Source organism: Acinetobacter terrae (assembly GCF_002135195.1).
In the GTDB taxonomy this organism is placed as follows: Bacteria; Pseudomonadota; Gammaproteobacteria; order Pseudomonadales; family Moraxellaceae; genus Acinetobacter; species Acinetobacter terrae.
The window spans coordinates 129,375-152,700 of sequence record NZ_NEGF01000001.1 but is presented as its reverse complement, the minus strand read 5'-3'; the positions used below and the strand labels follow the sequence as shown (position 1 = coordinate 152,700).

22 protein-coding genes and 2 tRNA genes are annotated in these 23,326 nt (G+C 40.5%); 13 read left to right on the top strand and 11 right to left on the bottom strand.

Annotated features, from left to right (window positions below; all coding sequences use genetic code 11):
- Nucleotides 1-3: 3 nt before the first annotated feature.
- The 4 genes from B9T23_RS00760 to B9T23_RS00745 all read right to left on the bottom strand — a co-directional run bounded on the left by B9T23_RS00760 (nucleotide 4) and on the right by B9T23_RS00745 (nucleotide 4,253).
- The gene (locus tag B9T23_RS00760; RefSeq protein ID WP_086192456.1) at nucleotides 4-834 is read right to left on the bottom strand and encodes a VOC family protein; all 831 of its coding nucleotides are present in this window, start codon (nucleotides 832-834) and stop codon (nucleotides 4-6) included.
- Between the two features lie 151 nt (nucleotides 835-985).
- Nucleotides 986-2,704, bottom strand: coding sequence for a flotillin domain-containing protein (locus B9T23_RS00755; protein WP_086192454.1), 1,719 nt, complete (start codon nucleotides 2,702-2,704; stop codon nucleotides 986-988).
- Between the two features lie 33 nt (nucleotides 2,705-2,737).
- The gene (locus tag B9T23_RS00750) at nucleotides 2,738-3,382 is read right to left on the bottom strand and encodes a YqiJ family protein (protein ID WP_086192452.1); all 645 of its coding nucleotides are present in this window, start codon (nucleotides 3,380-3,382) and stop codon (nucleotides 2,738-2,740) included.
- A gap of 334 nt (nucleotides 3,383-3,716) precedes the next feature.
- Nucleotides 3,717-4,253 carry a hypothetical protein gene (locus B9T23_RS00745; RefSeq protein ID WP_086192449.1) on the bottom strand — a complete coding sequence of 179 codons (537 nt, stop codon included), beginning with the start codon at nucleotides 4,251-4,253 and terminating at the stop codon, nucleotides 3,717-3,719.
- Nucleotides 4,254-4,596: 343 nt separating this feature from the next.
- Between B9T23_RS00745 and cysD the strand changes: the two genes are divergently transcribed.
- From cysD to B9T23_RS00705, 8 genes are all read left to right on the top strand, one after another.
- On the top strand, nucleotides 4,597-5,505 hold the full coding sequence (gene cysD / locus B9T23_RS00740) for a sulfate adenylyltransferase subunit CysD (protein ID WP_171263037.1): 909 nt from the start codon (nucleotides 4,597-4,599) through the stop codon (nucleotides 5,503-5,505).
- A gap of 79 nt (nucleotides 5,506-5,584) precedes the next feature.
- A complete protein-coding gene (gene cysN / locus B9T23_RS00735; protein WP_086192444.1) occupies nucleotides 5,585-7,201 on the top strand; it encodes a sulfate adenylyltransferase subunit CysN in 1,617 nt (538 codons plus the stop codon).
- A gap of 145 nt (nucleotides 7,202-7,346) precedes the next feature.
- Nucleotides 7,347-7,622, top strand: coding sequence for a hypothetical protein (locus tag B9T23_RS00730; protein ID WP_086192442.1), 276 nt, complete (start codon nucleotides 7,347-7,349; stop codon nucleotides 7,620-7,622).
- Nucleotides 7,623-7,762: 140 nt separating this feature from the next.
- Nucleotides 7,763-8,272 (top strand): PadR family transcriptional regulator, encoded by a 510-nt coding sequence (locus B9T23_RS00725; RefSeq protein ID WP_228145882.1) that lies wholly within the window; start codon nucleotides 7,763-7,765, stop codon nucleotides 8,270-8,272.
- Between the two features lie 71 nt (nucleotides 8,273-8,343).
- A complete protein-coding gene (locus tag B9T23_RS00720) occupies nucleotides 8,344-8,592 on the top strand; it encodes a DUF2798 domain-containing protein (protein WP_086192438.1) in 249 nt (82 codons plus the stop codon).
- Nucleotides 8,593-8,729: 137 nt separating this feature from the next.
- Nucleotides 8,730-9,722: an NAD(P)H-quinone oxidoreductase gene (locus tag B9T23_RS00715; protein WP_086192436.1), complete on the top strand. Its 993-nt coding sequence runs from the start codon at nucleotides 8,730-8,732 to the stop codon at nucleotides 9,720-9,722.
- Nucleotides 9,723-9,957: 235 nt separating this feature from the next.
- A complete protein-coding gene (locus B9T23_RS00710) occupies nucleotides 9,958-10,158 on the top strand; it encodes a hypothetical protein (RefSeq protein WP_067724038.1) in 201 nt (66 codons plus the stop codon).
- Between the two features lie 136 nt (nucleotides 10,159-10,294).
- Nucleotides 10,295-11,200: a helix-turn-helix transcriptional regulator gene (locus B9T23_RS00705; protein WP_086192434.1), complete on the top strand. Its 906-nt coding sequence runs from the start codon at nucleotides 10,295-10,297 to the stop codon at nucleotides 11,198-11,200.
- Nucleotides 11,201-11,308: 108 nt separating this feature from the next.
- On the opposite strand, the gene B9T23_RS00700 is transcribed toward B9T23_RS00705, so the two are convergent.
- Nucleotides 11,309-11,394, bottom strand: a tRNA-Leu gene (locus B9T23_RS00700).
- Nucleotides 11,395-11,408: 14 nt separating this feature from the next.
- Nucleotides 11,409-11,482 (bottom strand) — tRNA-Cys (locus B9T23_RS00695).
- A gap of 153 nt (nucleotides 11,483-11,635) precedes the next feature.
- On the opposite strand from B9T23_RS00695, the gene folD reads away from it, so the two are divergent.
- The gene (gene folD / locus B9T23_RS00690) at nucleotides 11,636-12,484 is read left to right on the top strand and encodes a bifunctional methylenetetrahydrofolate dehydrogenase/methenyltetrahydrofolate cyclohydrolase FolD (RefSeq protein ID WP_086192432.1); all 849 of its coding nucleotides are present in this window, start codon (nucleotides 11,636-11,638) and stop codon (nucleotides 12,482-12,484) included.
- Between the two features lie 151 nt (nucleotides 12,485-12,635).
- Nucleotides 12,636-13,304, top strand: coding sequence for a class I SAM-dependent methyltransferase (locus tag B9T23_RS00685; protein WP_086192430.1), 669 nt, complete (start codon nucleotides 12,636-12,638; stop codon nucleotides 13,302-13,304).
- 37 nt (nucleotides 13,305-13,341) lie between these two features.
- Here the strand turns inward: B9T23_RS00685 and B9T23_RS00680 are convergent, their stop codons facing one another.
- From B9T23_RS00680 to B9T23_RS00670, 3 genes are all read right to left on the bottom strand, one after another.
- Nucleotides 13,342-13,773 (bottom strand): hypothetical protein, encoded by a 432-nt coding sequence (locus tag B9T23_RS00680; RefSeq protein WP_086192427.1) that lies wholly within the window; start codon nucleotides 13,771-13,773, stop codon nucleotides 13,342-13,344.
- A gap of 154 nt (nucleotides 13,774-13,927) precedes the next feature.
- A complete protein-coding gene (locus tag B9T23_RS00675) occupies nucleotides 13,928-15,247 on the bottom strand; it encodes an MFS transporter (protein ID WP_086192425.1) in 1,320 nt (439 codons plus the stop codon).
- Nucleotides 15,248-15,515: 268 nt separating this feature from the next.
- Nucleotides 15,516-16,823, bottom strand: coding sequence for an MFS transporter (locus tag B9T23_RS00670; RefSeq protein ID WP_067724044.1), 1,308 nt, complete (start codon nucleotides 16,821-16,823; stop codon nucleotides 15,516-15,518).
- 312 nt (nucleotides 16,824-17,135) lie between these two features.
- On the opposite strand from B9T23_RS00670, the gene glpD reads away from it, so the two are divergent.
- On the top strand, nucleotides 17,136-18,656 hold the full coding sequence (gene glpD, locus B9T23_RS00665) for a glycerol-3-phosphate dehydrogenase (protein ID WP_086192422.1): 1,521 nt from the start codon (nucleotides 17,136-17,138) through the stop codon (nucleotides 18,654-18,656).
- Between the two features lie 130 nt (nucleotides 18,657-18,786).
- Here glpD and B9T23_RS00660 read toward each other — a convergent pair whose 3' ends face one another.
- Nucleotides 18,787-19,152 carry a hypothetical protein gene (locus tag B9T23_RS00660; protein ID WP_086192420.1) on the bottom strand — a complete coding sequence of 122 codons (366 nt, stop codon included), beginning with the start codon at nucleotides 19,150-19,152 and terminating at the stop codon, nucleotides 18,787-18,789.
- Nucleotides 19,153-19,250: 98 nt separating this feature from the next.
- Entirely contained in the window at nucleotides 19,251-21,083 is a 1,833-nt protein-coding gene (locus B9T23_RS00655; protein WP_067724047.1) for a phosphoenolpyruvate carboxykinase (GTP), read from the bottom strand.
- Between the two features lie 416 nt (nucleotides 21,084-21,499).
- On the opposite strand from B9T23_RS00655, the gene B9T23_RS00650 reads away from it, so the two are divergent.
- Both B9T23_RS00650 and B9T23_RS00645 read left to right on the top strand, forming a co-directional pair.
- The gene (locus B9T23_RS00650; protein ID WP_086192418.1) at nucleotides 21,500-22,438 is read left to right on the top strand and encodes a diacylglycerol/lipid kinase family protein; all 939 of its coding nucleotides are present in this window, start codon (nucleotides 21,500-21,502) and stop codon (nucleotides 22,436-22,438) included.
- A complete protein-coding gene (locus B9T23_RS00645) occupies nucleotides 22,419-23,192 on the top strand; it encodes a metallophosphoesterase family protein (protein ID WP_086192415.1) in 774 nt (257 codons plus the stop codon). Before B9T23_RS00650 ends, B9T23_RS00645 begins: the two co-directional genes overlap by 20 nt.
- The last annotated feature ends 134 nt before the right edge of the window (nucleotides 23,193-23,326 follow it).

Below are 23,326 nucleotides of genomic sequence, written 5' to 3'. Positions count from 1 at the left end.
AAGTTATTGAGCTTGAATCAAATCTTGAATCGAAAGCTTTTTCATTTTGAATATGGCATCTTGGGCATGAGGGTTATTGTTTAAAATCTGCCATAAGTTTTTCGGGACAATTTGCCAACTGACACCAAATTGGTCTTTACACCAACTGCTCCAGTCTTCAGTGCCATGTAAGGTGATTCCATTCCAGTAATAGTCAATTTCAGCTTGATTTTCACATTCAATGACTAAGGATATACCTTTAGTAAATTCAAAATCTTGTTTAACACCACTGTCCATTGCCATGAGGGTAAAGTCATTTGCAATCACTTGAGCATGTTTCACTTGTCCGGAAAATTCACCCTCGGTATATTTTAAAATGCCTTGAGTCCGAAAGCTTTTGAATAAACTTTGATAGACGTTTAATGCTGCCAGACACTGTCCTTGATATGCACCGCAATACATCAGGGTCGGGACAATTTTTTGCTGATTTACATCGGATAATTTGCCTAAATAGAGTTGCCAGCTAAAACCATGTTGGTCTTGTAGCCAGCCATAATAATCACTCCATGGATATTGATTTAATTCCATCAGTGCAGAACCACCTTCAATCAAGCGCTTCCAGAATCTATCAATTTCAGAGCAGCTTTCACAAATCACCATAAAAGAAATAGAAGGATTGGTGGTAAAAGAGGAACCACTATTAATACCAATAAATGGGACACCTGCAAATTGTGCTTTTACCGTAGCGTCCTGTTGTTGAATAATTTGGCTATTTGGGAAAATGGAACAATACCATTCCAATGCAGTTTTGGCATTTTCTTTAAACCGCAAGGCGGGGTAAATAGAGTGAGTCATTATTATTCTCTATATATGCAATATCAGCAGATAATGTAGCGTTCTACAGGTGTAACTCAAGTAAGTTTATGCAGAATAATTGTATAAAATTTATTCGGATTGAAATAAAAAATGCAGCCTACTTAGGCTGCATTTTTTGAATTTTGAAGATCTACTTAGGTGTAGTCACTTGAGGCTTTAAACTTTGCGTTAAACCATTGATATCACCACCTTGAATACCCAGTTCATTCATCAGGCTATCAATGAGCGGAGCTTGCGTACGGTAACGTAAAGCACTATTCACCACTTGATCAGACAAGCCAATTTGCCCTTGATCTGAATAGCCTTCACCTTGGGCACCGCTACCACCAATCCCACCTAAGCCATTGACTTGTAGAATCTTAATACCATCAATATTTTCCATCGGTTTAACGCTTTCACGGATAATCTCAGGTAGGTATTTCAATAAGGCCAAACGAATCTGCATTTCGACCTGTTCGGTAGACAAGATGTTATTGGCTTCGTTCACCGCACGTGTACCTTCGGCATCGACTTGGTATTGTTTTTCCATCGCTTGTGCCAACAGAATTTTAGCATCTGCTTCACCTTTGGCTTTTAAGCGTTCTTTTTCAGCATTGGCTTCAGCAGCAATACGAACGGCCTCCGCATCATCAATGGCTGCTTTTTTGCCTGCTTCTGCCGCAACGGTAATGGCAATTGCATCTTTTTCTGCGGCTTGTTTTGCTGCAACCAGTTCAACTGCTTTTTGACGTTCTGCACGTTGCGTTTCACGTACTGTAATGACTTCTTCTTCGGCTTTTACCGCTTCTGCACGGGCACGGTCAGCTGAAGCTTTAGCTTCTGATTCTTCGCGAGATTTTTCGGCAATGGCGATGGCACGAATCTGTTCAGCCAGTTCAATGGTTTTCTTTTGTTCCACTTGCGCTTGTTGAATAATTTGCGATTTTTGAATGTTTTGATTTTCAACATCCCGTGCCGCAGTAATACGTTTTAAATCAACTTCACGCTCGGCAGCAATTTGTGCTTCTTCCGCTTCACGTTTTTTTGCAGCTTCTTGCATTGCAATTTCTGCCTGTTGTTCAGCTTTACGAATTGAAATTTCACGTTCTTGCTGCATTTTTGCATATTCTTCTTCGCGCAAAATTTGCAAGCGTGCCTGTTCAGCTTCCAGGTTCTTGGTTTTAATGGCAAGGTCAGTATCTTGTTCAATATGGTTACGCTTACGACGACGGTCTTCGATGGTTTCTGTAAGCTTGGTTAAACCTTCCGCATCGAATGCATTTTGCGGATTAAAGTATTTAAAACCAGTTTGGTCTAAACCAGTCAGTGATACTGTTTCAAGCTCTAACCCATTTTTAAATAAATCTTCAGACACCACTTGCTGAACTTTTTGCACGAAATCGACACGTTTTTCATGCAGTTCTTCCATTGCCATTTCAGCCGCAACTGCGCGTAATGAGTCAACAAATTTGCCTTCGACCAGGTTCTTTAATTCATTCGGTGACATGGTTTTTTGACCCAAAGTTTGGGCTGCAGTTGCAATTGATTCTGCTGTGGGTTTAACCCGAACGTAGAATTCTGCCATCACGTCTACACGCATACGGTCACGGGTGATCAGGGCTTGGTCATCTGCACGACGAACTTCCAGACGCAGTGTGTTCATGTTGACCGGGATAGTTTCATGCAGCACAGGCAGTACAATGGCACCACCACCTAAAATCACCTTTTCCCCACCAAAACCTGTACGTACAAAAGAAATTTCTTTGCTTGAACGTTGGTACAGTCTGGCAATAATGATCCCGATAATGATCAGTGCGGCAAAAATTACACCCGCGATGATTAAGATGTTGTATAAATTCGACATTAACATTGTTATCTCGATTGTTTTATTAAAAGTAAAAAATTAAAGGGTAATGGCTTGAAAGCCAATTTTGGTTCTTTGGGTCAAGACCACGGACTGACCTTGAGTAAATATTTCGTCTTGTTCGGGTTCAACTAAAACATAATGGGTTTGTCCAAATTGATCCTGAACTTTGGCTTGTGCAGGTGAATTGATTTTGGCTTCCCCTAAAATAATCACCGCCGTGCGTCCAATTAATTCTTCACTATAAATAGCGGTGGTTTCATCTTGCGGTAAAATTTTTGAAATGATCATGGAGCTATAGCGTACCAATGGCATGCTCAAGAACAGGCAGGCAGGTGCAATAATCCAGGCACTAAAAAAGTGTGCAGTAAAATGATGGAAAATACTTTGGATGATAAAACCGGTTAAACCATAAATGGTTAAGAAAATAATCAGCCAGACAAAAAGTGGCACACGACCCAAATACAACCAGTCTAAAACTTGGGTAAAAATACTTTGATCGGCATCGACGCCAATTTCAGCATGTTGTGCAGTGCTTAAATCATCCGGTAAAAATTGCTCCAAGAATCCTTGAGAGCCACCACCCAGTAAAAGCAAAATCAGTTCTAAAATACCCAATAGCAACATCAGGCAAATACAAACGCTGAAAATGAGGTTGGAAGAATGAGTAATGAGTTCCCACATTAATGTTTATCTCTATATGTTTGTTCGCGTAAATTATTCAAGTTATTGGTTTTTGTTTAAAAATTAAACTTAATTAAAGATAGCATTGAAGAATAAATTTGTCTAAAAAAAACAAATAAATGAAGAGATAAATGTGATGTCGCTTGTTGAGTTGTCTAATTATTTTATTTAGGAATATTTTTAGGAAAGTCTATAGAGGATGATTTAAATTAACCATCCTATAAAAGAACAAAAATGCTTAAAAGCCTGAGAGATACCGATCATCCACACTTTGATTATATGAGTTGAATGAAAGGTATCTCAAAACAATCCGGTCTTGAAATTTAAGCAGACCTTAATTCAAACAGGTCTGAATCCGGACTTTCATATCTAAGGCTTGCTGCACAATAAAGCTTTTCATCCAGTTGACTTGTTGTCCCATTGGATTGGTTTTAATTGCATTATTGAGAAAATCTAATTTGGGTTGGTTGAACAATTGGCTTTCAATGGCATCTTCAAGTTGCGCGCTATTGGCTGCAAGAGGAAGACTGACCAAATAAAATGCTTTGGGATAGTTATAAAAAGCATAAAGCAAGTTAAATGCCTTTTGATCGGCCTTCAAATTTCCCGCACCAATTTCGTAGCTTCGATCCTGATTGCTATGAGTCACCCCAATCAAAAAATCAAAATGATTATCCGAAAGTCGTAGACCAAATTGAAGCCCGATTTGGTCAGCAGTAAGCTCATGTTGAACAAAGTTATTCAGCATAGAACCATCATCATTTAAGGGTTCTTGAAGAACCAGTAAATGATTGTTGTGTTGATAGATATAGCCGGCAAGTTGTGCGTGTTCTAGGCTGGATTTAACGGTGTCGATAGTACGCGTAGGCATAATTCAAAAGAACATAGGCGAGGGAAGAGGGTTTGGCTACTGTATGAAATTTCCAGACTGAATAAAATATAGGTTTTAGATAAAATATCGATCAGCTTAGATTTTGTACATTTTAATGTTTGGTTGTTGTGGTCGCCAGGCTTAAGTAAAATAAAAAAAGATTATTTAAGTGAATCATTAATAAAAACTTATACTCATTATTAGATAAGCTTTATATGACAATTTTGCATATCAATATAATAAAACAAGCAATAGTTGGGATAACTAAATCTTTATAATGAATATATATATTTTTAAAAGTGTAATAAGTACACGTTGATCTGAGCTGGTGTTGTCAATGTCCATAAATGAGGAAAGACTTACTCATCTTAAACAGCTTGAAGCTGAGAGTATTCACATTATCCGTGAAGTGGCTGCCGAATTTGAAAATCCGGTCATGTTGTATTCCATTGGTAAAGATTCTGCAGTCATGCTGCATCTCGCCCTAAAGGCATTCTATCCTGCAAAACTCCCATTCCCGCTACTGCATGTAGACACGGGCTGGAAGTTCAAAGATATGATCACATTCCGCGACAACATGGCCAAAACCCATGGTTTCGATTTGATCGTGCATCAAAATAAAGAAGGTGTTGAAGCAGGTATCAACCCGTTTGATCACGGTAGTTCTAAATATACCGACATCATGAAAACTCAAGGCTTAAAACAGGCACTTGATAAATATGGTTTCGATGCTGCTTTTGGTGGCGCGCGCCGTGACGAAGAAAAATCACGTGCTAAAGAACGTGTATATTCTTTCCGTGATACGAAGCACCGTTGGGATCCTAAAAACCAGCGTCCTGAACTTTGGAATCTTTACAACGGTAAAGTGAACAAAGGCGAAAGTATTCGTGTGTTCCCATTATCAAACTGGACTGAGCTTGATATCTGGCAATACATTTATTTGGAAAGTATTCCATTAGTACCACTTTATTTGGCTGCAGAACGTCCTGTGGTTGAACGCAGTGGCACACTGATTATGGTTGATGATGAACGTATGCCTTTAAAAGAAGGTGAAGTTCCACAAATGAAATCGGTACGTTTCCGTACTTTAGGTTGTTACCCATTAACGGGTGCGGTTGAATCAACTGCCAACACCTTGCCGGAAATTATCCAAGAAATGCTTTTAGCCACAAGCTCTGAACGACAAGGTCGTATGATTGACCATGATGAAGCAGGCTCGATGGAGAAGAAGAAGCAGGAAGGCTACTTCTAATCTCCCCCTAACCCCCTCTTTCATAAAGAGGGGTAGGTGGATTAAAACCGATTTCTAACGAATTTGTGGAGTTTGAGCGATGTCTCATCAATCAGAATTAATTAGCCAGGATATTTTGGGCTATTTGAAACAACATGAAAATAAAGACCTTCTACGTTTCCTGACTTGCGGTAACGTGGATGATGGTAAATCGACTTTAATTGGTCGTCTGCTTTACGATTCAAAATTGATCTATGAAGATCAATTGCAAGCCGTAACTCGTGACTCTAAAAAAGTAGGTACAACAGGTGACGCACCTGACTTGGCGTTACTTGTAGATGGTTTGCAAGCTGAACGTGAACAGGGTATTACCATTGATGTGGCATATCGTTATTTCTCTACAGAAAAACGTAAGTTCATCATTGCCGATACTCCTGGGCATGAGCAATATACGCGTAACATGGCTACAGGTGCATCTACCTGTGACCTTGCGATCATCTTGATTGATGCGCGTTACGGTGTGCAAACCCAGACTCGTCGTCATACTTATATTGCAAGCTTGCTCGGTATTAAGAACATTATTGTTGCAATCAACAAAATGGACTTGGTTGAATTCTCTGAAGCACGCTTCAATGAAATTCAAGCAGATTATGCAAACTTCGTGAGCCAATTGGGCGATCGTAAGCCAAGCAACATAATCTTTACGCCTATTTCTGCATTGAATGGCGATAACGTGGTGAACAAGTCTGAAAATACGCCGTGGTATACGGGTCAAACTTTAATGGGTTCACTTGAATCTGTTGAAATTAATCGTGATACCGCGCAACGTGATTTCCGTTTCCCTGTGCAATATGTCAACCGTCCTAACCTCGACTTCCGTGGTTTTGCAGGTACGATTGCGCTTGGTGAAATCAACGTGGGTGATAAAATTGTAGCGTTACCATCGGGTAAGTCTTCAACTGTTAAAGAAATCGTAACCTTTGATGGCAACCTTGAACATGCATTTGCAGGTCAAGCGGTGACATTGACGTTAAACGACGAAATTGACGTTTCACGCGGCAATATGTTGATCCGTGCGGATCAGGGTATTCCTGCCATTTCACGTTCGGTTAAAGCGACTGTGGTATGGATGGCGGATCAACCGCTTGTGCTTGGCAAGTTGTATAACATCAAAATTGGTACACAAACTGTTCCTGCCAAAGTTACTGGCATCAACTTCCGTACCAATGTGAACACGCTTGAACAAATGCAAGTGGATCACCTTGAGCTGAATGCTATTGCCAATGTCACTGTTGAATTTGATGCGCCAGTGGTATTTGACCGTTATCAAGACAGCCGTTACACCGGTTCGTTTATCTTCATTGATCGTTTGAACAACGTAACGATTGGTGCGGGTATGGTGGAAGATACTGTTGAATGGTCTGCACATACCAATCCTGTAACAGCGGAAGACCGTGCGGCGCGCTTGGGTCAAAAACCTGCGTCAATCACTGTATCTGCCAAAGCATTGGAAAATGCGCAAGTGCTTGAAAACTTGTTGCTTCAACAAGGCATCGTAGCGATTGCGAAAGCTGACCTTGATGCTGCTCAAGTTGCACTTCTTCGTGAAACAGGTATTGCGGTAATTACGACTGTTGCAGAAGCGACAGACGTAACTTTCACGCAAGAATCTGTTGAAGAACTGGCTGAGAAAATTGTGGAATTGGTTCGTCTATAAGACTGAGCTGATTTAAAAGAAAACCCGCTTAATGCGGGTTTTTTATTTTGGTGAGTTTTAAGTGTTTGAATAATATACATTTATTTTAAATTTGAACTTTCACTTAAATTGCTTCTCGATACAATACAAATATTGAGGGGTATTTATGAAAAAATTATTTATTTTAATGGGGTTGTGCTTAGCTTTTGGTGTGGAAGCCAAACAAAATAGTGAAAGTACAGAAGCGATTAAGCAAAAAATTATTAAGCAGTCGATTGAAAGCTATCCAGGAAATTGTCCCTGTCCTTATAACTCTGCAAGAAATGGTAGTCGTTGTGGTAAACGTAGTGCATATAATCAAGCAGGCGGGTATACGCCAATTTGTTACCCTGAAGATGTGATTGATCGGATGGTGAGAGATTATAAAAAAAGGCGCTCATAATAAGAAGTACCTGTCTATGAGACTTTGTTAATAAAAAAACTCGCTTTAAAGCGAGTTTTTTTATTCCTATTTATTCGTTTGTAATAGGTATGTTTTTATATTAAGATATATCTTAATTAATCTTGATGTGTATTTTAATTATGCCAAATACTGATCTCGTTTCAGATATTAAAAGCACTGCAAAACCACGTAAACGCTTATTTGAAGCAGGTCAGATGAAACTGTTGGTACTGCACTTTATTGCGCAATCTCCTAAATATAGCTATGACATCATTAAAGACGTTGCGGCATTGGTCGGTGGCAATTATAAGCCGAGTACAGGTACCATCTGTCCGACAATCAACTATCTGGAAGAGCATCAATATACTCAGGCTCAACTGAGTGCCGATGATCGTAAGCAATACCGTATTACGCCTACAGGTCTTCAACATCTTGAAGGGAATCAAGAAACAGTAAAAAAAATCCTCGACCGCTTTAACACACGCAAGCAAATCCAAAATGACGAACACTATGTCGATATCAAACGTGCGATGGAAAATCTCAAAACATCTTTGCGCCTGAAAATACAGCATTGTGAGCTCACACCTGAACAAGTCCGTGAGATAGCAGAAAAGATCGATCAAGCCGCTGTAGACATCGCTCGAATGTAATCACCGACATTTAAAAAGACTCAAAGCATCTATAAAAGCCAACATCAAGACGAAGTACATATAGGTCAATTATGCATAACCATCTTCCAAAAATTCATCCCAAACATTTAGCGTGGCTCCTGCCTCTGTTTTTATCTGGCATCATGAGTGGCGCGATTTCTTGTTTTAACATGATTATTAATAAAGGTTTTGGGGATGGCTTCTTTTCTTTGTGGCTGCATGCATGGAGTTTATCGTGGCTGATGGCATTTCCACTGATTATCATGGTGCTGCCTTTGGTTCGTCGTTTCCTTATGCTATTTATGGCCAAACCAAATTAAACCGACATCTAGGGGTATTTCTCTAGATGATGGTAGGCTCTCAGACATAAGCAGGAGTTGGCTTTAAAGCACAGACAAACTATGTTGAAATAAACCGTAGATAGATGAATAGTTAATAAATTGAAAGGGAAGAAATTATGTCACAAGCTAACATGCAGCAAGTTATCATCACAGAACCGGGTGGTGTCGAAAAACTTGCCTATGAAACTGTTGCAGTACCAACAGTAAAAGCAGATGAAGTTTTGGTTAAAGTCCATGCTTTTGGTATTAACCGCCCAGACATTTTGCAACGCCAAGGCTTGTATCCAATGCCTAAAGGTGTAACACCAGTTCCAGGTTTGGAAGTTGCAGGTATTGTTGAATCTGTAGGTAGCGATGTCACTAAATTTAAAGTCGGTGACAAGGTTTGTGGCTTAACCAATGGTGGTGGTTATGCGGAATATTGCGTTGTGCCTGAAAGCCAAGCTTTAACGATCCCTGAAGATGTAAGCTTTACTCAAGCCGCAGCCATTCCTGAAACATTCTTTACCGTGTGGGCAAATGTGTTCCAAATGGGTAAAGCCAAAGCAGGGGAAACTGTATTGGTTCATGGTGGTGCAAGCGGTATTGGTACGACTGCGCTGATGCTGTGCAAATCACTTGGCATCAAAACTTTTGCAACTGTCGGTTCGGACGACAAAGTTGCTGCTATTTCAGATTTAACCACGGCTATTAACTACAAGACTCAAGACTTTGAACAAGTCATTAACGACGCTACCGACAATGGTGGTGTAGATGTGATTTTAGATATGGTCGGTGCGCCATATTTGGAACGTAACCTGAATTTACTGCGTCGTGATGGTCGTCTGGTCTATATCGCTTTCTTGGGTGGTGCAAAAGCCAAAGAGGTGAAACTCGGTCAAATCATGATGAAACGTTTGACTATTACCGGTTCAACCATGCGTGCACGTACCACGGCTGAAAAAGCAGAGATCGCTCAAGGCTTGCAAGAAACCGTTGCACCTCTATGGGCAAAAGGTGAATGTTTACCGATGATCTATAAAACATTTAAGTTCGATCAGATTCAGGAAGCACATGCTGCTATGGATACCGGTGAGCATATCGGGAAGATCGTGGTGGAAATCATCTAACTATTCCATCTTTAAATAATAAAAGCCAACAAATGTTGGCTTTTATTTTGCATAAAAAATGATAAGTAGTTCAAATTAATTGATTGAAAAACAGTGAAGAAATTTTAAAAAATGGTAAAAAATGTCGAATCTTCGACACAACCTGTCAAAACGAAGGAGTAAATTAGCACTTAGATGAAACCTGACCAAATTGTTTGGTTTTAGTTGAAAATTCATGCAATAGAGGGAATGTATTATGAAAATAGTGTCAGCTCCATATACTCATGCCCACAGCTTCCGTGCATTAAAGCGTCTGCATAAAGCGATTATTCGTAATCAGGTATTACCTTGTAATCTGCATAAGCTTTATCAAGCCATGCTTCATTTGGAGCGTTATGTCGAACGGCTCAATCGTAAACGTTCTAAAAACCGTGCTGCAAGTCGCATTAAAGCGTGATTTGAGCATTGCCTATTAGCCTTAAGTTGAAGTGAATATTTAAAATTTAGTTTTTATTTGGCTGTATAATTTTTCCTATAATTTAAAAATTTTAAGCATTTTATGCACTGTGCTGCAAAGCACAAAGAGGGTATCTATGAAGGGCAATGCGTCAACGCATGAGCGCCTTGCGGAACGTTTGGCGGGTATTTTAACCAAACTAAATATAGGGCATCAGTTGAGTGTACAGGAGCTGGCGCGTGAGTTTCAGGTCAGTACCCGAACCATTGAACGTGATTTTGACCGACTCAATTCTTATCTCCCTTTAATACAGGATGCACAAACCAAAAAATTCTATCTGGAATCTTCCTATCTCGGGCGTTTCAAATTACAGGATATTAAAAATTTCGCACAATTGTCGGGAATTAATGACCTTTATCCGTCTTTGGATATCTCGTTTTTAAGAGAGTTATTTGATAACCGTGCCAATCTGGTCTTTTCTGCCAAAGGCTATAACTTTGAAGATGCGACGCAGTATGCCGAACACTTTAAGGCGCTGACTGGCAGTATTCAAAAAAGACAGCAAATCGCGTTGTTTTACAGAGGTCAAATTCGGGTTGTAAAACCGTATCGATTGATTCATCACATGGGTAACTGGTATTTGGCGGCTGTACGCAAGCAGGAGCTGCGTGTTTACCGTCTTGGCCGTATTGAGAAAATTATCTGTAGCCATCGGCTTTCACAGTTTGAACATGATCAGGCTGTTCTGCAGCAATTAATAGATGAAGATGGCATTTGGTTTCAGCACGAAAAACAGGAAGTGATTTTATCAGTGCATCCTGATGTCGCAATTTATTTTAAGCAACGCAGAATTTTTCCCGAACAGACGATTTTAGATGAATCGGAAACAGGGGGATTATTGATTAGCTGTCATATTCGGCATCAGAAGGAGTTGAATCCATTGGTACGTTACTGGATTCCTTATCTAAAAATCATCAAGCCGGCACATTTACAGCAAGAGCTGGATGATAGTTTGCAAGGTTATTTGAAAGAAGCTCAGTAATAAATAACTGCCAAAATAAAATAGCGAGAAGTCTGGAAGAAATTCCAGACATAAAAAAACCAGCATTAAGCTGGATTTTTTATTGCACCATTTTAAGAAGTATTAAAATGGTGCCCGAGGCCAGACTCGAACTGGCACGCTTTGTGGGCGGGGGATTTTAAATCCCCTGTGTCTACCGATTTCACCACTCGGGCATTTTTAACAAGATTGGAGGCGGAGGTCGGAATCGAACCGGCGTACACGGAGTTGCAGTCCGCTGCATGACCACTCTGCCACCCCGCCATCTCTTGGTGATGCACATATTAGCAATCTTTGAAAAAAAAACAATACTATAAATAGTGTATATGCACATAAAATCGGCATATAGAATAAAATTGGCGAAATAATCATGTATTATTTGCAAAATTGATTCATATCAACACTTGGAGATGTGCCGTGGCATTAGTTTTAGATGGTCGTGCATTGGCGAAGCAAATTGAAGCAGACTTGTTAACTCGCGTTGAAGCATTAAAGGCGAAAACAAATCGTACCCCCATTCTTGCGACTATTTTGGTCGGTGATGATGGTGCATCTGCAACTTATGTACGTATGAAAGGCAATGCTTGCCGCCGTGTCGGTATGGATTCGTTAAAAGTTGAATTAGGCAAAGAAACCACAACCGAACAGTTACTGGCTGAAATTGAAAAATTAAACGCAAATCCAGATGTTCACGGTATTTTGTTACAACACCCAGTTCCTGAGCAAATTGATGAACGTGCATGTTTCGATGCAATTTCATTAGCGAAAGATGTCGATGGCGTAACTTGCCTTGGCTTTGGTCGTATGGCGATGGGCGAAGCAGCTTATGGTTCTGCAACACCAGCAGGTATTATGACCATTCTTAAAGAAAACAACATTGAAATTGCCGGTAAACATGCAGTGGTTGTCGGTCGTTCTGCGATTTTGGGTAAACCAATGGCTGCAATGCTACTTGAAGCCAATGCAACAGTAACGATTTGCCATTCACGTACGCAAAACTTAGCTGACTTTGTTAAACAAGCGGATATTATCGTTGGTGCGGTAGGTAAAGCTGAATTGATCCAAAAAGACTGGATCAAACAAGGTGCAGTTGTTGTAGACGCTGGCTTCCATCCACGTGATGGCGGTGGTGTAGGTGACATCCAGCTTGCAGGGATTGAAGAAGTTGCTTCTGCGTATACACCGGTTCCAGGTGGTGTAGGTCCAATGACCATTACTACTTTGATTCGTCAAACTGTTGAAGCTGCTGAAAAAGCTTTGGGTTGATTCATATAGGATGTTCCTTCTCCCTCAGGCAGAAGGCTAGGATGAGGGGGCTTTTTACATAATCCTCTCCCTAACCCTCTCCTAAAAGGAGAGGGAACTTCTTGTCTAGACAAGTATTCATTTCTTAAATCTAAAACGAATAACAAATCCAATGAGCTGTACATTTCAATTTCCTAAAGCCCCAGAACATCTTATCCAAGCCTTGCATGAGGTGATCCCCGGTTGTGAGTTAATGGCACAGCAATTGCCTGAAACACCGATTTCACTTTGGCTGATTCCGCCGGTATTTCCGACTGACCGTTTAGACGATGAAGTGATTCGTCGTATCTGGAACGATACACCGTATTGGATCTTCTGTTGGGCATCAGGGCTTGCTATGGCGCAGTGGCTGCTTGCAGAGCCGCATCATGTTAAAGACAAGGTCATACTCGACTTTGGGGCGGGATCGGGCGTAGTCGCGATTGCAGCGAAAATGGCAGGGGCTAAACGTGTCATTTGTTGTGATATCGATAAAATTAGTCTAGATGCCTGCCGTGCCAATGCAGAATTGAATGATGTGGAGCTTGAATATCTGGATGATTTGTATAAAGCAGAACAGGTTGATGTGCTGTTAGCAGCGGATGTTCTCTATGATCAATGCAATCGTTTTTTCCTGGATGAGTTTTTAAAATTTGCATCTGAGGTGTGGGTTGCAGACAGTCGGGTGAAAAACTTTAGTCATCCAAAATATCAAAAACTAGATGAACGAAGTGCCACGACTTGGCCAGATTTGGATGAATCTAAAGAATTCCGAAATGTTAGTTTTTATAAGACGCTGTAAACAGCGTCTTTTTAAATTAATAAGTCATTTAAAGCGATTAAGAACAAGTATAACGAACGACACTCAATGTGCTTGGACGCGTAGCATCTAAAGATTCGCGAGTCGCCATGTCTTCACTATTGTGTAGGTCAGGGGTGTTGCTTAAGCTCACACTGGTGCGACTTTGACCAAGTTGACGACCATATTGTGGAGTTTGTATTGCGGGATTGGCAATTTCACTAATGCTTAAAATATCTATTTTGTATTGTTTATTTGAACCCAATACTTTTTGACAAGCACGTTGTAATTTTCTCTCATCCACTTGCTGGCTTTTGCGACCTGCCAAAGTATAAGCCAAGGTTGCACGGCCATTGGACTGACTTTCAATCTGATATCCGACATTACCATTATATGGACGTGGTGTGCTTTGACATGCAGCAAGTCCAAGCGCCATAAAACCTAAGCCAAGCAATTTATATATATTGTTCATCTTCAAAAGTTCCAAGCGTTGTTATTGTATTTAGTATGCCATAAGCCTGCTTTTTTAACGATGTGATCAAGACGGATATCAAATAAAAAAGCTTTCCAATTGTGACAACTTGGAAAGCTTTTTTTAGATGATTAATCAACTGAATACGCTGGGTTTAGTCGTCAGTAATCATGCTGTGCTTTTTGGTGTCTTTCATAAAGATGTAAGTAATGAGAGACAAGCCAATCATGAAGGTAATGTAGTAGAAGAAGTAGTTTTCATGACCTGCATTTTTAAAGCTAAGAGCAACCAGTTCTGCTGTACCACCAAACAAAGTATTGGCAATGGCATACGGTAAAGCAACACCCAATGCACGAATATGTGCAGGGAATAGTTCCGCTTTAACCACCGCATTAATGGCAGTATAGCCAGTTACAATCACCATGCCACTCATACACAGCATGAAGGCAGTCGTTGGATTGGTGGTTGATCCCAAGCCATTAAAAATTGGAATTGTAAACAATACACCCAATACACCAAAGGTAATCATAATCGGTTTACGACCAATTTTATCGGATAGCGCACCAACAGCAGGTTGAAGCAACATGAAAATAAAGATGGCAGCAGTGGTGATTTCGGTTGCAGTGGTTTTTTCAAAGCCTGAAGTATTGACCAGATATTTTTGCAAATAGGTTGTAAATGTATTGAAAGCAAGCGTACCGCCGGCAGTCAACATGATCACAGTAAAGGCTTGTTTGGGATATTTAGTAAATAAAGCCAGTGCACCTGATTTAGGTCCACCATTTTTTGCTTGTTCCTGAGCTTCTTTAGATGATTGTGTTTCAACCAAACCACGACGAATCCAGAATACGACAATGGCAAGTAAGGCACCAATCGCGAAGGGAATACGCCATCCCCATTCAGAAAGCTGACCTTCAGTAAGTGTGCGTTGTAAAATGATCAGCACACAAAGCGCAAGTAACTGACCTGAAATTAAGGTGACATACTGGAAACTTGAGAAGAAACCACGATGTTTTTTACCTGCCATTTCAGTCAAATAGGTTGCACTAGAACCATATTCACCACCGACACTTAGGCCTTGCAGTAAGCGGGCAAACAATAATAGGGCGGGTGCAAGCATACCCACAGATGAATAGGTTGGTGCACAGGCAATAATCAGTGAACCGACACACATCAGTGAAACCGATAGGGTTAAACCTGCTTTACGGCCTTTGCGGTCAGCATAAATACCCATAATCCATGCGCCGATCGGACGCATCAGGAAACCCAGTGCAAATACCGCTGCTGCTTGAAGCAGTTTGACCGTATCATCGCCTTCAGGGAAAAATTGCGAAGCAAAGTACAAGGTGAATGCGGCATAGACATACCAGTCATACCATTCAACTAAATTACCTGCAGAGCCTCCAAGGATAGATTTGAAACGAGTTTTTCTATCAAGTTGCGGAGCCGCAACCTGGGGAGATGAATCTGTCACAACAATTCTCCAAAAGAATGTTGGCAAAACACATCCTTTTAAATTCTTCGAAACGAAAAAATTTAAAAACATATATTTTGTTGTGGGAGTTTGAAATAAATTTTTACAGGTACGTTATACGCTCATGTTTTTGCTTCTTCATTCGACTTTAGTCTAGGCATTGTCTTGATTTTGAACGTTTAGTACATTTAACTCATTATTTTTATTCAATAGAATAGGCAAATGAAAAAGCCTCTCATATAGAAAGGCTTTTAAAAATGACTTTAGATTAATGTTCTTTAATTTCTGAGTGGTGCTTGGTATCTTTCATAAAGATATAAACAATCAATGAGATAGAAATTAAGATGGTGACATAAATAAAGAACCAGGACTCATGTCCGGCTTCTTTAAAGCTTAGGGCGAAAAACTCTGCTGTGCCACCAAATAGTGTATTGGCAAGCGCGTAGGGAAATGCGACACCTAATGCACGGATATGCGCAGGGAACAGCTCGGCTTTCACCACGGCATTAATGGAGGTATAGCCTGTGACAATCACCAATCCTGCTAAACAGATCCAGAATGCGGACCAGTAGTCTTGGGTCTGGCCTAATTTATCAAATAGGAAATATGTAAATAAAACACCGAGTACCCCAAAGGAAATCATCAGCGGTTTGCGTCCAATTTTATCCGACAAAGCACCTGCAAACGGCTGTAGACACATGAAAATAAACAGTGCCAGTGTGGTGATTTGCGTGGCTTCAGGTTTACTAAATCCAGAGGTATTGACTAAGTATTTTTGCAGATAGGTGGTATAGGTATAGAAGGCTACCGTACCACCAGCAGTTAAAAACAATACTGTAAATGCCTGTTTGGGATAATGCTTAAACAGCGCAAACATACTCGATTGAGGCTGGGTTTTATCTTGTTGGGCATTTTTAAAAGATTGGGTCTCGAGCAGACCACGACGAATATAGAATACGACTATGGCCAAGCAGGCGCCAATAAAGAACGGAATGCGCCAACCCCACTCATGGAGTTGTTCTTCAGTCAGTACAAACTGCAAAATGAGTAGAACGCAGAGTGCGGTAAGCTGACCTGCAATTAAAGTGACATACTGAAAACTGGAAAAGAACCCGCGTCGGTTTCTTTCTGCCATTTCACTTAAATAGGTGGCACTGGCACCATATTCTCCACCGACACTTAAGCCCTGAATGAGTCGGGCAACCACTAAAATAATGGGTGAAAATATCCCGATTTGATCATGCGTTGGGGCTACTGCAATCATTAGAGAACCAATACACATCAAGGTCACAGAAAGAGTGAGACCCGATTTTCGTCCTTTTTTGTCCGAGTAAATACCCATGATCCAGGCACCAATCGGACGCATTAAAAAGCCAACTGCGAAAATGGCGGCAGCTTGAAGCAATTGTGCAGTTTGACTGCCTTTGGGGAAGAATGAATGGGCAAAATATAATGTAAATGCGGCATAAACATACCAGTCATACCACTCCACCAGGTTACCTGCTGAGCCACCCAGAATGGATTTGACCCGTGTTTTGGTATCCAAATTTACTTGAGGAACGTTTTGTTCAATCATGTGTTCAAGTCCATTTTGGTATTGTTTTTTAGATGTTAAACCTATTGTTTTAATGGTATACGCGTGGGAGTTTCTAGTTTTGTATAAAAAATGTTCACAGTCTAAGTGCCTGAAAGTGAAGTGGTTGAAAGACATATTAGATTGATGATTTATATGCATTGTTTATTTTTGCTGCGGCAGCCCCATTATTATTTTATATTCATCCCATTGACTCATGATTTCCAAGTGTCATTTCAGTTTAAATGGTGTTAAGTTTCCTAGGACAATAAGAAATTTAAGTCAGCTGTTTTAATAAAATTAGAGGAGGTGAACATGCAAGTGAGTCATCCGGTCTATGATTTGGTAGTGGTTGGTGGAGGCATCAATGGTGTTGGTATTGCAGTGGATGCTGCAGGGCGAGGGTTGTCTGTATTTTTATGTGAAAAGGATGATTTAGCAAGCCACACTTCTTCTGCAAGCAGCAAGCTTATACATGGTGGTTTGCGTTATCTTGAACATAAAGAGTTTCGTTTGGTTCATGAAGCGCTGGTTGAACGCGAAATTTTACTGGCCAAAGCACCGCATATTATTCGTCCCTTGCGTTTTATCATGCCTCATCAGCCGCATTTACGGCCTGCATGGTTAATTCGGACCGGTTTATTTGTTTATGATCATTTGGGTAAGCGAGAAAAATTAGCAGGCTCAAAACATATTCATTTTGATGTAGCAACCAGCCCTTTAAAAGAAGAAATAACGCAGGGTTTTGAATATTCAGACTGTGCTGTGGATGATGCGCGTTTGGTGGTTTTAAATGCGATGCAAGCACGTGAGCTGGGTGCGCATATTGTTACTCAAACGCGATGTACATCTGCATACCGTGAAAATGGTTTGTGGGTGGTGCATTTGGAAAATGCACAAGGTTCTTATCAAGTTCAAGCCAAAGTATTGGTGAATGCTGCGGGGCCGTGGGTCGCGCAATTTATTCAACAGAACTTAAAACAAAAATCACCTCATGGGCTTCGATTGGTTCAAGGCAGTCATATTATCGTGCCGAGAATATATGAAGGCGATAAAGCCTTTATTCTTCAAAATGATGATCAGCGTATTGTTTTTGCAATTCCTTATTTGGATCAATACACCTTAATTGGGACCACAGATCACGAATACCAAGGTGATTTAGATCGGGTCAATATTACCCAGCCTGAAATTGATTATTTGCTGGATGTTTATAATGATCATTTTAAGCATCAGTTAACTACTGAAGATATTTTATATACCTATTCGGGTGTCCGGTCTTTATGTGATGATGAGTCTGATAATCCATCTGCGATCACCCGCGACTATACTTTGGCTGTATCTCAAGAACAGAAAAATGATGCGCCGTTGCTTTCGGTGTTTGGTGGAAAGTTGACGACTTATAGAAAGCTGGCTGAATCTGCAATTGCACATTTGCAACCTTTCTTTCCGATAATGAAAAAGCCCTGGACTGAAAAAGCATTATTGCCTGGCGCAGAAAACCTGGTTTCAGTTGAATGGTTAATTCAGGAAATTATGCAAAACATCGAAAATGTACCATTCCAATTGGCTTCGCGCTGGGCGCATGCCTATGGTTCTCGGGTATGGAAATTTATAAATGGTATTACAGTGACGGATGAACTTGGTGAAGACTTTGGGCATGGTTTGTTTGCCAAAGAGGTCGATTATCTTGTAGATCAAGAATGGGCCAGAACCAGTCAAGATATTTTATGGCGCAGAACCAAGCTAGGATATCAATTTAGGGATGACGAGATTCAGGTATTGGATCAATATCTTTCGAAGTTGCTGGTGAAGAGATCGCAGGATAGTGCAGCTTAAGTTTTTTAAAAATGAAATAAAAGACCGTCTTAACGGTCTTTTATTTGAGTCAAATTGCAGTGTTGATCTTCAATTGAATTTTTAGCTCAGACTGCGTTTAACTTTCTATTTTAAATTGTTTTAAATTATTTTAAATTTCAATGCCGCCCAACCTTGTACAATCTACAGGCATATTCCATTTAACTGCAGTGCCCGAAACTACTGGACGTACCATGCGCCAAGGCCAGAAACCGAATCTTTGGCTAGCATTATAATTGATTACCACATTGCCACCGACCTGATGTGCACGCTCGGCAAAGCGTGAATATAGTTCTTCTACGCTGCCGTAAGTACCTTTGGCAACTTTAATGCGCTTTTGGACCTGAAATTGGCTAGAGTCTGGAGTGCCTTTAATTGCACAGACGTGAAGAGAGGATTGTTCTGCAGTAGCTGCTTGAGCCATAGCTAGACTGGACAAGCCGAGCAGGCAAGCTGTAAGTGTGAATGTTTTTAACATGAAATTTTCTCTTTTTATTAGTTATGAAATTATTTGCGTAGCTATATTAATATAAAAAAAGGCCACCGAAGTGACCTTTTATCAATTAATTCAAGAAATTAAGCAGATTTTTTAACAGCTTCTAAAAGTTCGTTTTGACGTGCTTTAAGCGCAGCTGGTAAACGTTCACCCAATTTAGCGAATAATTCAGTATGGCTTTCCAACTCTTTGATCCATTGATCTTTGTCTTGAGCTGTAACAGTTTCGAATTGCTCTTTAGAGAAGTCGATACCCGTCCAGTTCAATTGTTCATAAGTAGGAACTAAGCCGATTGGAGTTTCAGTCGCTTCAGCGCGGCCTTCACAACGATCAATCATCCACTCAAGAACACGCATGTTTTGACCGAAACCAGGCCATACGAAGTTGCCTTCGGCATCACGGCGGAACCAGTTTACGTTAAAGATCTTAGGAAGTTTGTTGCCAGCAGCTTCAGCTTTAACTGCTACTTGTTCACCCATTTCTAACCAGTGAGAGAAGTAGTCAGCCATGTTGTAGCCAGCAAATGGAAGCATCGCAAACGGATCGCGACGAACAACACCTTGTTGACCAACAGCAGCAGCAGTAGTTTCAGAACCCATAGTTGCAGCTTTATAAACGCCATCAACCCAGTCGAAAGCTTCAGAAACTAAAGGCACTGTATCTGCACGACGACCACCGAAGATGAACGCAGAGATTGGCACGCCAGCTGGATTTTCCCAGTCAGCATCAATAGAAGGGCATTGACCAGCAGCAACTGTGAAACGTGCATTTGGATGCGCAGCTTTTTCACCAGCAACATGTGGTTGGCCTTTCCAGTTAGTCAGGTTAGCAGGCGCTTCTTTAGTCAGACCTTCCCACCAAACTTCACCGTTATCAGTCACAGCAACGTTGGTATAAATGACGTCTTTGCTCAGCGTAGCCATACAGTTCGGGTTGGTCTTGGTATTTGTACCAGGTGCTACACCAAAGAAACCAGCTTCAGGGTTGATTGCATATAAGCGACCATCTTCACCTGGTTTGATCCAGGCAATATCGTCACCTACAGTTTCAATTTTCCAGCCTTCGTAACCCGCTGGTGGAATCAACATTGCAAAGTTGGTTTTACCACAAGCAGAAGGGAATGCAGCTGCGATGTAATGTTTTTCACCTTGTGGGTTTGTCACACCAAGGATCAGCATGTGTTCAGCTAACCAGCCTTGTTGACGACCCATAGAAGATGCAATACGTAAAGCTAGGCATTTTTTACCAAGCAATGCATTACCGCCGTAACCAGAACCGTAAGACCAGATTTCACGAGTTTCTGGGTAATGCACGATGTATTTTTCAGGGTTGCAAGGCCATGCAACGTCTTTTTGACCTTCTTCTAGCGGAGCACCCACAGTGTGTACGCAAGGAACGTATTCACCGTCAGTACCAAGAACGTCATAAACAGCTTTACCCATGCGAGCCATTTTAGACATGCTTACTGCAACGTAAGGAGAGTCAGTTAATTCGATACCGATGTGTGCAATATGGCTACCTAAAGGACCCATAGAGAAAGGTACAACGTATAAAGTACGTCCTTTCATTGAGCCATCAAATAAACCGTTAAGGCGAGCACGCATTTCAGCTGGAGCTTCCCAGTTGTTTGTCGCACCTGCATCTTCTTGTTTTTCTGAGCAGATATATGTGCGACCTTCAACACGAGCAACGTCAGAAGGATCAGAATTAGCTAAGTAAGAACCAGGGTGCTTTTCTTGGTTAAGCTCTTGCATAGTGCCGTTAGCGATCATCAAGTCGATATAACGTTGATATTCTTCTGCGCTACCGTCACACCATTCAATTTTCGCTGGCTTCGTTAATTTTGCAATTTCTTCAACCCATGCAATTAGCTTAGGGTGACGAACGAATTCTGGTGCGTTCACTTGGGTCATGGTGAGGCCTATCTCAAATGTGTACAATTGTGTGTACAAATAATAATTAGAATGAAGGGATACAACATTCCAATTTAAGTATAAAAAAAAGTGGCTGTATTAAAGCATAAAATCGTAAAAAAAATAAGACTAAAGAAGTATGGGAAATAGGGGGGTAGATTATGTTTGCTCTTATGTAATACTTATTAAAACAATGGTTTACGAAATTTTTATTTTCTTGTTTTAGGTATTTTTAATTGTTATGAGCATTATTTATTTTAACTATGTATTTTAAAAACAATAACTTAGTATTATTTTTTTTATGAGAGTTATTATTGATTAAATAAATGGCGGTAATTCGAATTTTACATAAACAGGCTTTTAATTGCCGATAAATTGGACACAATTAGAGCAATTGCTTCAAAAAAGTATAGAAAATGTCAGAACCTTTAAAGCCACTGTCTCTTATTTATAATAAAAAGTCAGGATTTCATGCTGTGGATAAAGATGAGGTCTATGAACAACTTATAACGTGTTTAACGGCTTATGGTTATGAAATTCAGGCTTTTGAAATTGGTGCAGAAGCAAATTTTGTTAATTTAATGAAAAAAATTATTTTACGTCATCAACAGGCGAGTGAAGTTGGTGTTGTGGTTGCTGCGGGTGGTGATGGAACCTTAAATGCTGTCGCGGCACAGCTCATGGGAACGGATATTCCGATGGGAATTTTTCCACTGGGAACCTTTAATTATGTGGCGCGATTGCTCAATATTCCACTGGATCTATTAAAGGCGGCTGAAGCCATTGCTACAGGCAAGATCCGTGAAGTGCATGTTGCACAAATCAATGATCATATTTATTTAAATAATGCCAGCTTGGGATTATATCCTTTATTTATTCAAAGACGTGAATTATACAACCAGCGTTTTGGTCGTTTTGCTTTAAATGCCTATACCTCGGGTTTGGATGTATTGATTCGTGATCGTAAAGAACTGAAACTTGAAATAGAAGTCGATGGAAAAAAATATCCGGTGAAAACGCCACTGATTTTTTTCGGCAATAATCAGTTGCAACTGGCAGAGATGAATCTGCGTATTGCAGAATCTGCTGCAAAAGGCAAGGTGGCGGGTGTGGTGGTCGCCAAAAGCGATAAACGTACCTTGTTTAAAATGTTATGGCAATTGATGAGGGGGAACTTAGACCAAGCACCAGATGTGTATAGCTTTTCTGCGGATGAAGTTAAAATTTATTCAAAACGAAAAAAATTAACTGTGGCTTTAGATGGTGAAATTGTTGAAATGCAGCCGCCGCTTAAAATTTCAGTGCGTAAAAATGCATTAAAAATAATGGTTCCTCATGATTCTGCATCTGTCTGATTTACATTTTGGGACGGAAAAACCAGCCTGTATGGCTGCAATCCGTCTCTTTTGCCAAGAGCAACCTCTTGAAGCTGTCGTGGTGAGTGGCGATTTAACCCAGAGAGCGCGCTATACGCAGTTTTATGATTGCAAACAGTTTTTGGAAAGTTTGGATCTTCCCTATTTGGTGGTGCCCGGCAATCACGATATTCCGCTGTATCATCTATGGAACCGCATCTTTAGTCCATTTACCCGCTATAAATTATTCTTTGGCCACATGGAAAATACTTTAGAAACTGCACATTTTTATATGATTGGGGTGAACAGTATTCGAAGACGTTATCACACCCGCGGACATATCTCTTTGCAACAAATCCAGCAGATTGACCAGTCATTAATGATCGCACCTACAGATAAAATCAAACTGATCGTGGCGCATCAGCCTTTTTATACCCCACCGAATGATCCGCATGGGGTAAAAGACTGTCCGATGCTGGGACGTATGGCTTTAGAGTCTTGGAGCCAAAGCGGTTTAAATGGCTTATTGCATGGACATCTGCATCAATCGGCGGTGTATGACTTAAATGATATTTATCGTTTAGGTGCAGCACATCCTGTACTGGATATTCATGCAGGTACGGCGACTTCTTACCGATTACATCGTGGCTTGCCAAATAGTTTTAATGTCATTCAGGCAAATGCCGACGTGCAGCATTATTATTTTGATGAACAACAAAAAGAATTTGTATTAGATGAACAAAATGCTGAATAAATAAAGAAACAGTGAGGGTTGATTAAAAAAAATACAAAAACAGCACTTTTTTTTCGTTTGCCCCTTGAAGCGTTTTTTTCCATCCCCACAAAAGTGACATCGAAATTATTTTTGATGATGACCGATGGAATAAC

Bases quoted from the DNA above. Each gene is read 5' to 3' on its own strand.
- B9T23_RS00760 (WP_086192456.1), bottom strand. From the start codon at position 834: ATGACTCACTCTATTTACCCCGCCTTGCGGTTTAAAGAAAATGCCAAA.
- B9T23_RS00755 (WP_086192454.1), bottom strand. From the start codon at position 2,704: ATGTTAATGTCGAATTTATACAACATCTTAATCATCGCGGGTGTAATT.
- B9T23_RS00750 (WP_086192452.1), bottom strand. From the start codon at position 3,382: ATGTGGGAACTCATTACTCATTCTTCCAACCTCATTTTCAGCGTTTGT.
- B9T23_RS00745 (WP_086192449.1), bottom strand. From the start codon at position 4,253: ATGCCTACGCGTACTATCGACACCGTTAAATCCAGCCTAGAACACGCA.
- cysN (WP_086192444.1), top strand. From the start codon at position 5,585: ATGTCTCATCAATCAGAATTAATTAGCCAGGATATTTTGGGCTATTTG.
- B9T23_RS00730 (WP_086192442.1), top strand. From the start codon at position 7,347: ATGAAAAAATTATTTATTTTAATGGGGTTGTGCTTAGCTTTTGGTGTG.
- B9T23_RS00725 (WP_228145882.1), top strand. From the start codon at position 7,763: ATGCCAAATACTGATCTCGTTTCAGATATTAAAAGCACTGCAAAACCA.
- B9T23_RS00720 (WP_086192438.1), top strand. From the start codon at position 8,344: ATGCATAACCATCTTCCAAAAATTCATCCCAAACATTTAGCGTGGCTC.
- B9T23_RS00715 (WP_086192436.1), top strand. From the start codon at position 8,730: ATGTCACAAGCTAACATGCAGCAAGTTATCATCACAGAACCGGGTGGT.
- B9T23_RS00710 (WP_067724038.1), top strand. From the start codon at position 9,958: ATGAAAATAGTGTCAGCTCCATATACTCATGCCCACAGCTTCCGTGCA.
- B9T23_RS00705 (WP_086192434.1), top strand. From the start codon at position 10,295: ATGAAGGGCAATGCGTCAACGCATGAGCGCCTTGCGGAACGTTTGGCG.
- B9T23_RS00685 (WP_086192430.1), top strand. From the start codon at position 12,636: ATGAGCTGTACATTTCAATTTCCTAAAGCCCCAGAACATCTTATCCAA.
- B9T23_RS00680 (WP_086192427.1), bottom strand. From the start codon at position 13,773: ATGAACAATATATATAAATTGCTTGGCTTAGGTTTTATGGCGCTTGGA.
- B9T23_RS00670 (WP_067724044.1), bottom strand. From the start codon at position 16,823: ATGATTGAACAAAACGTTCCTCAAGTAAATTTGGATACCAAAACACGG.
- glpD (WP_086192422.1), top strand. From the start codon at position 17,136: ATGCAAGTGAGTCATCCGGTCTATGATTTGGTAGTGGTTGGTGGAGGC.
- B9T23_RS00660 (WP_086192420.1), bottom strand. From the start codon at position 19,152: ATGTTAAAAACATTCACACTTACAGCTTGCCTGCTCGGCTTGTCCAGT.
- B9T23_RS00655 (WP_067724047.1), bottom strand. From the start codon at position 21,083: ATGACCCAAGTGAACGCACCAGAATTCGTTCGTCACCCTAAGCTAATT.
- B9T23_RS00650 (WP_086192418.1), top strand. From the start codon at position 21,500: ATGTCAGAACCTTTAAAGCCACTGTCTCTTATTTATAATAAAAAGTCA.
- B9T23_RS00645 (WP_086192415.1), top strand. From the start codon at position 22,419: ATGATTCTGCATCTGTCTGATTTACATTTTGGGACGGAAAAACCAGCC.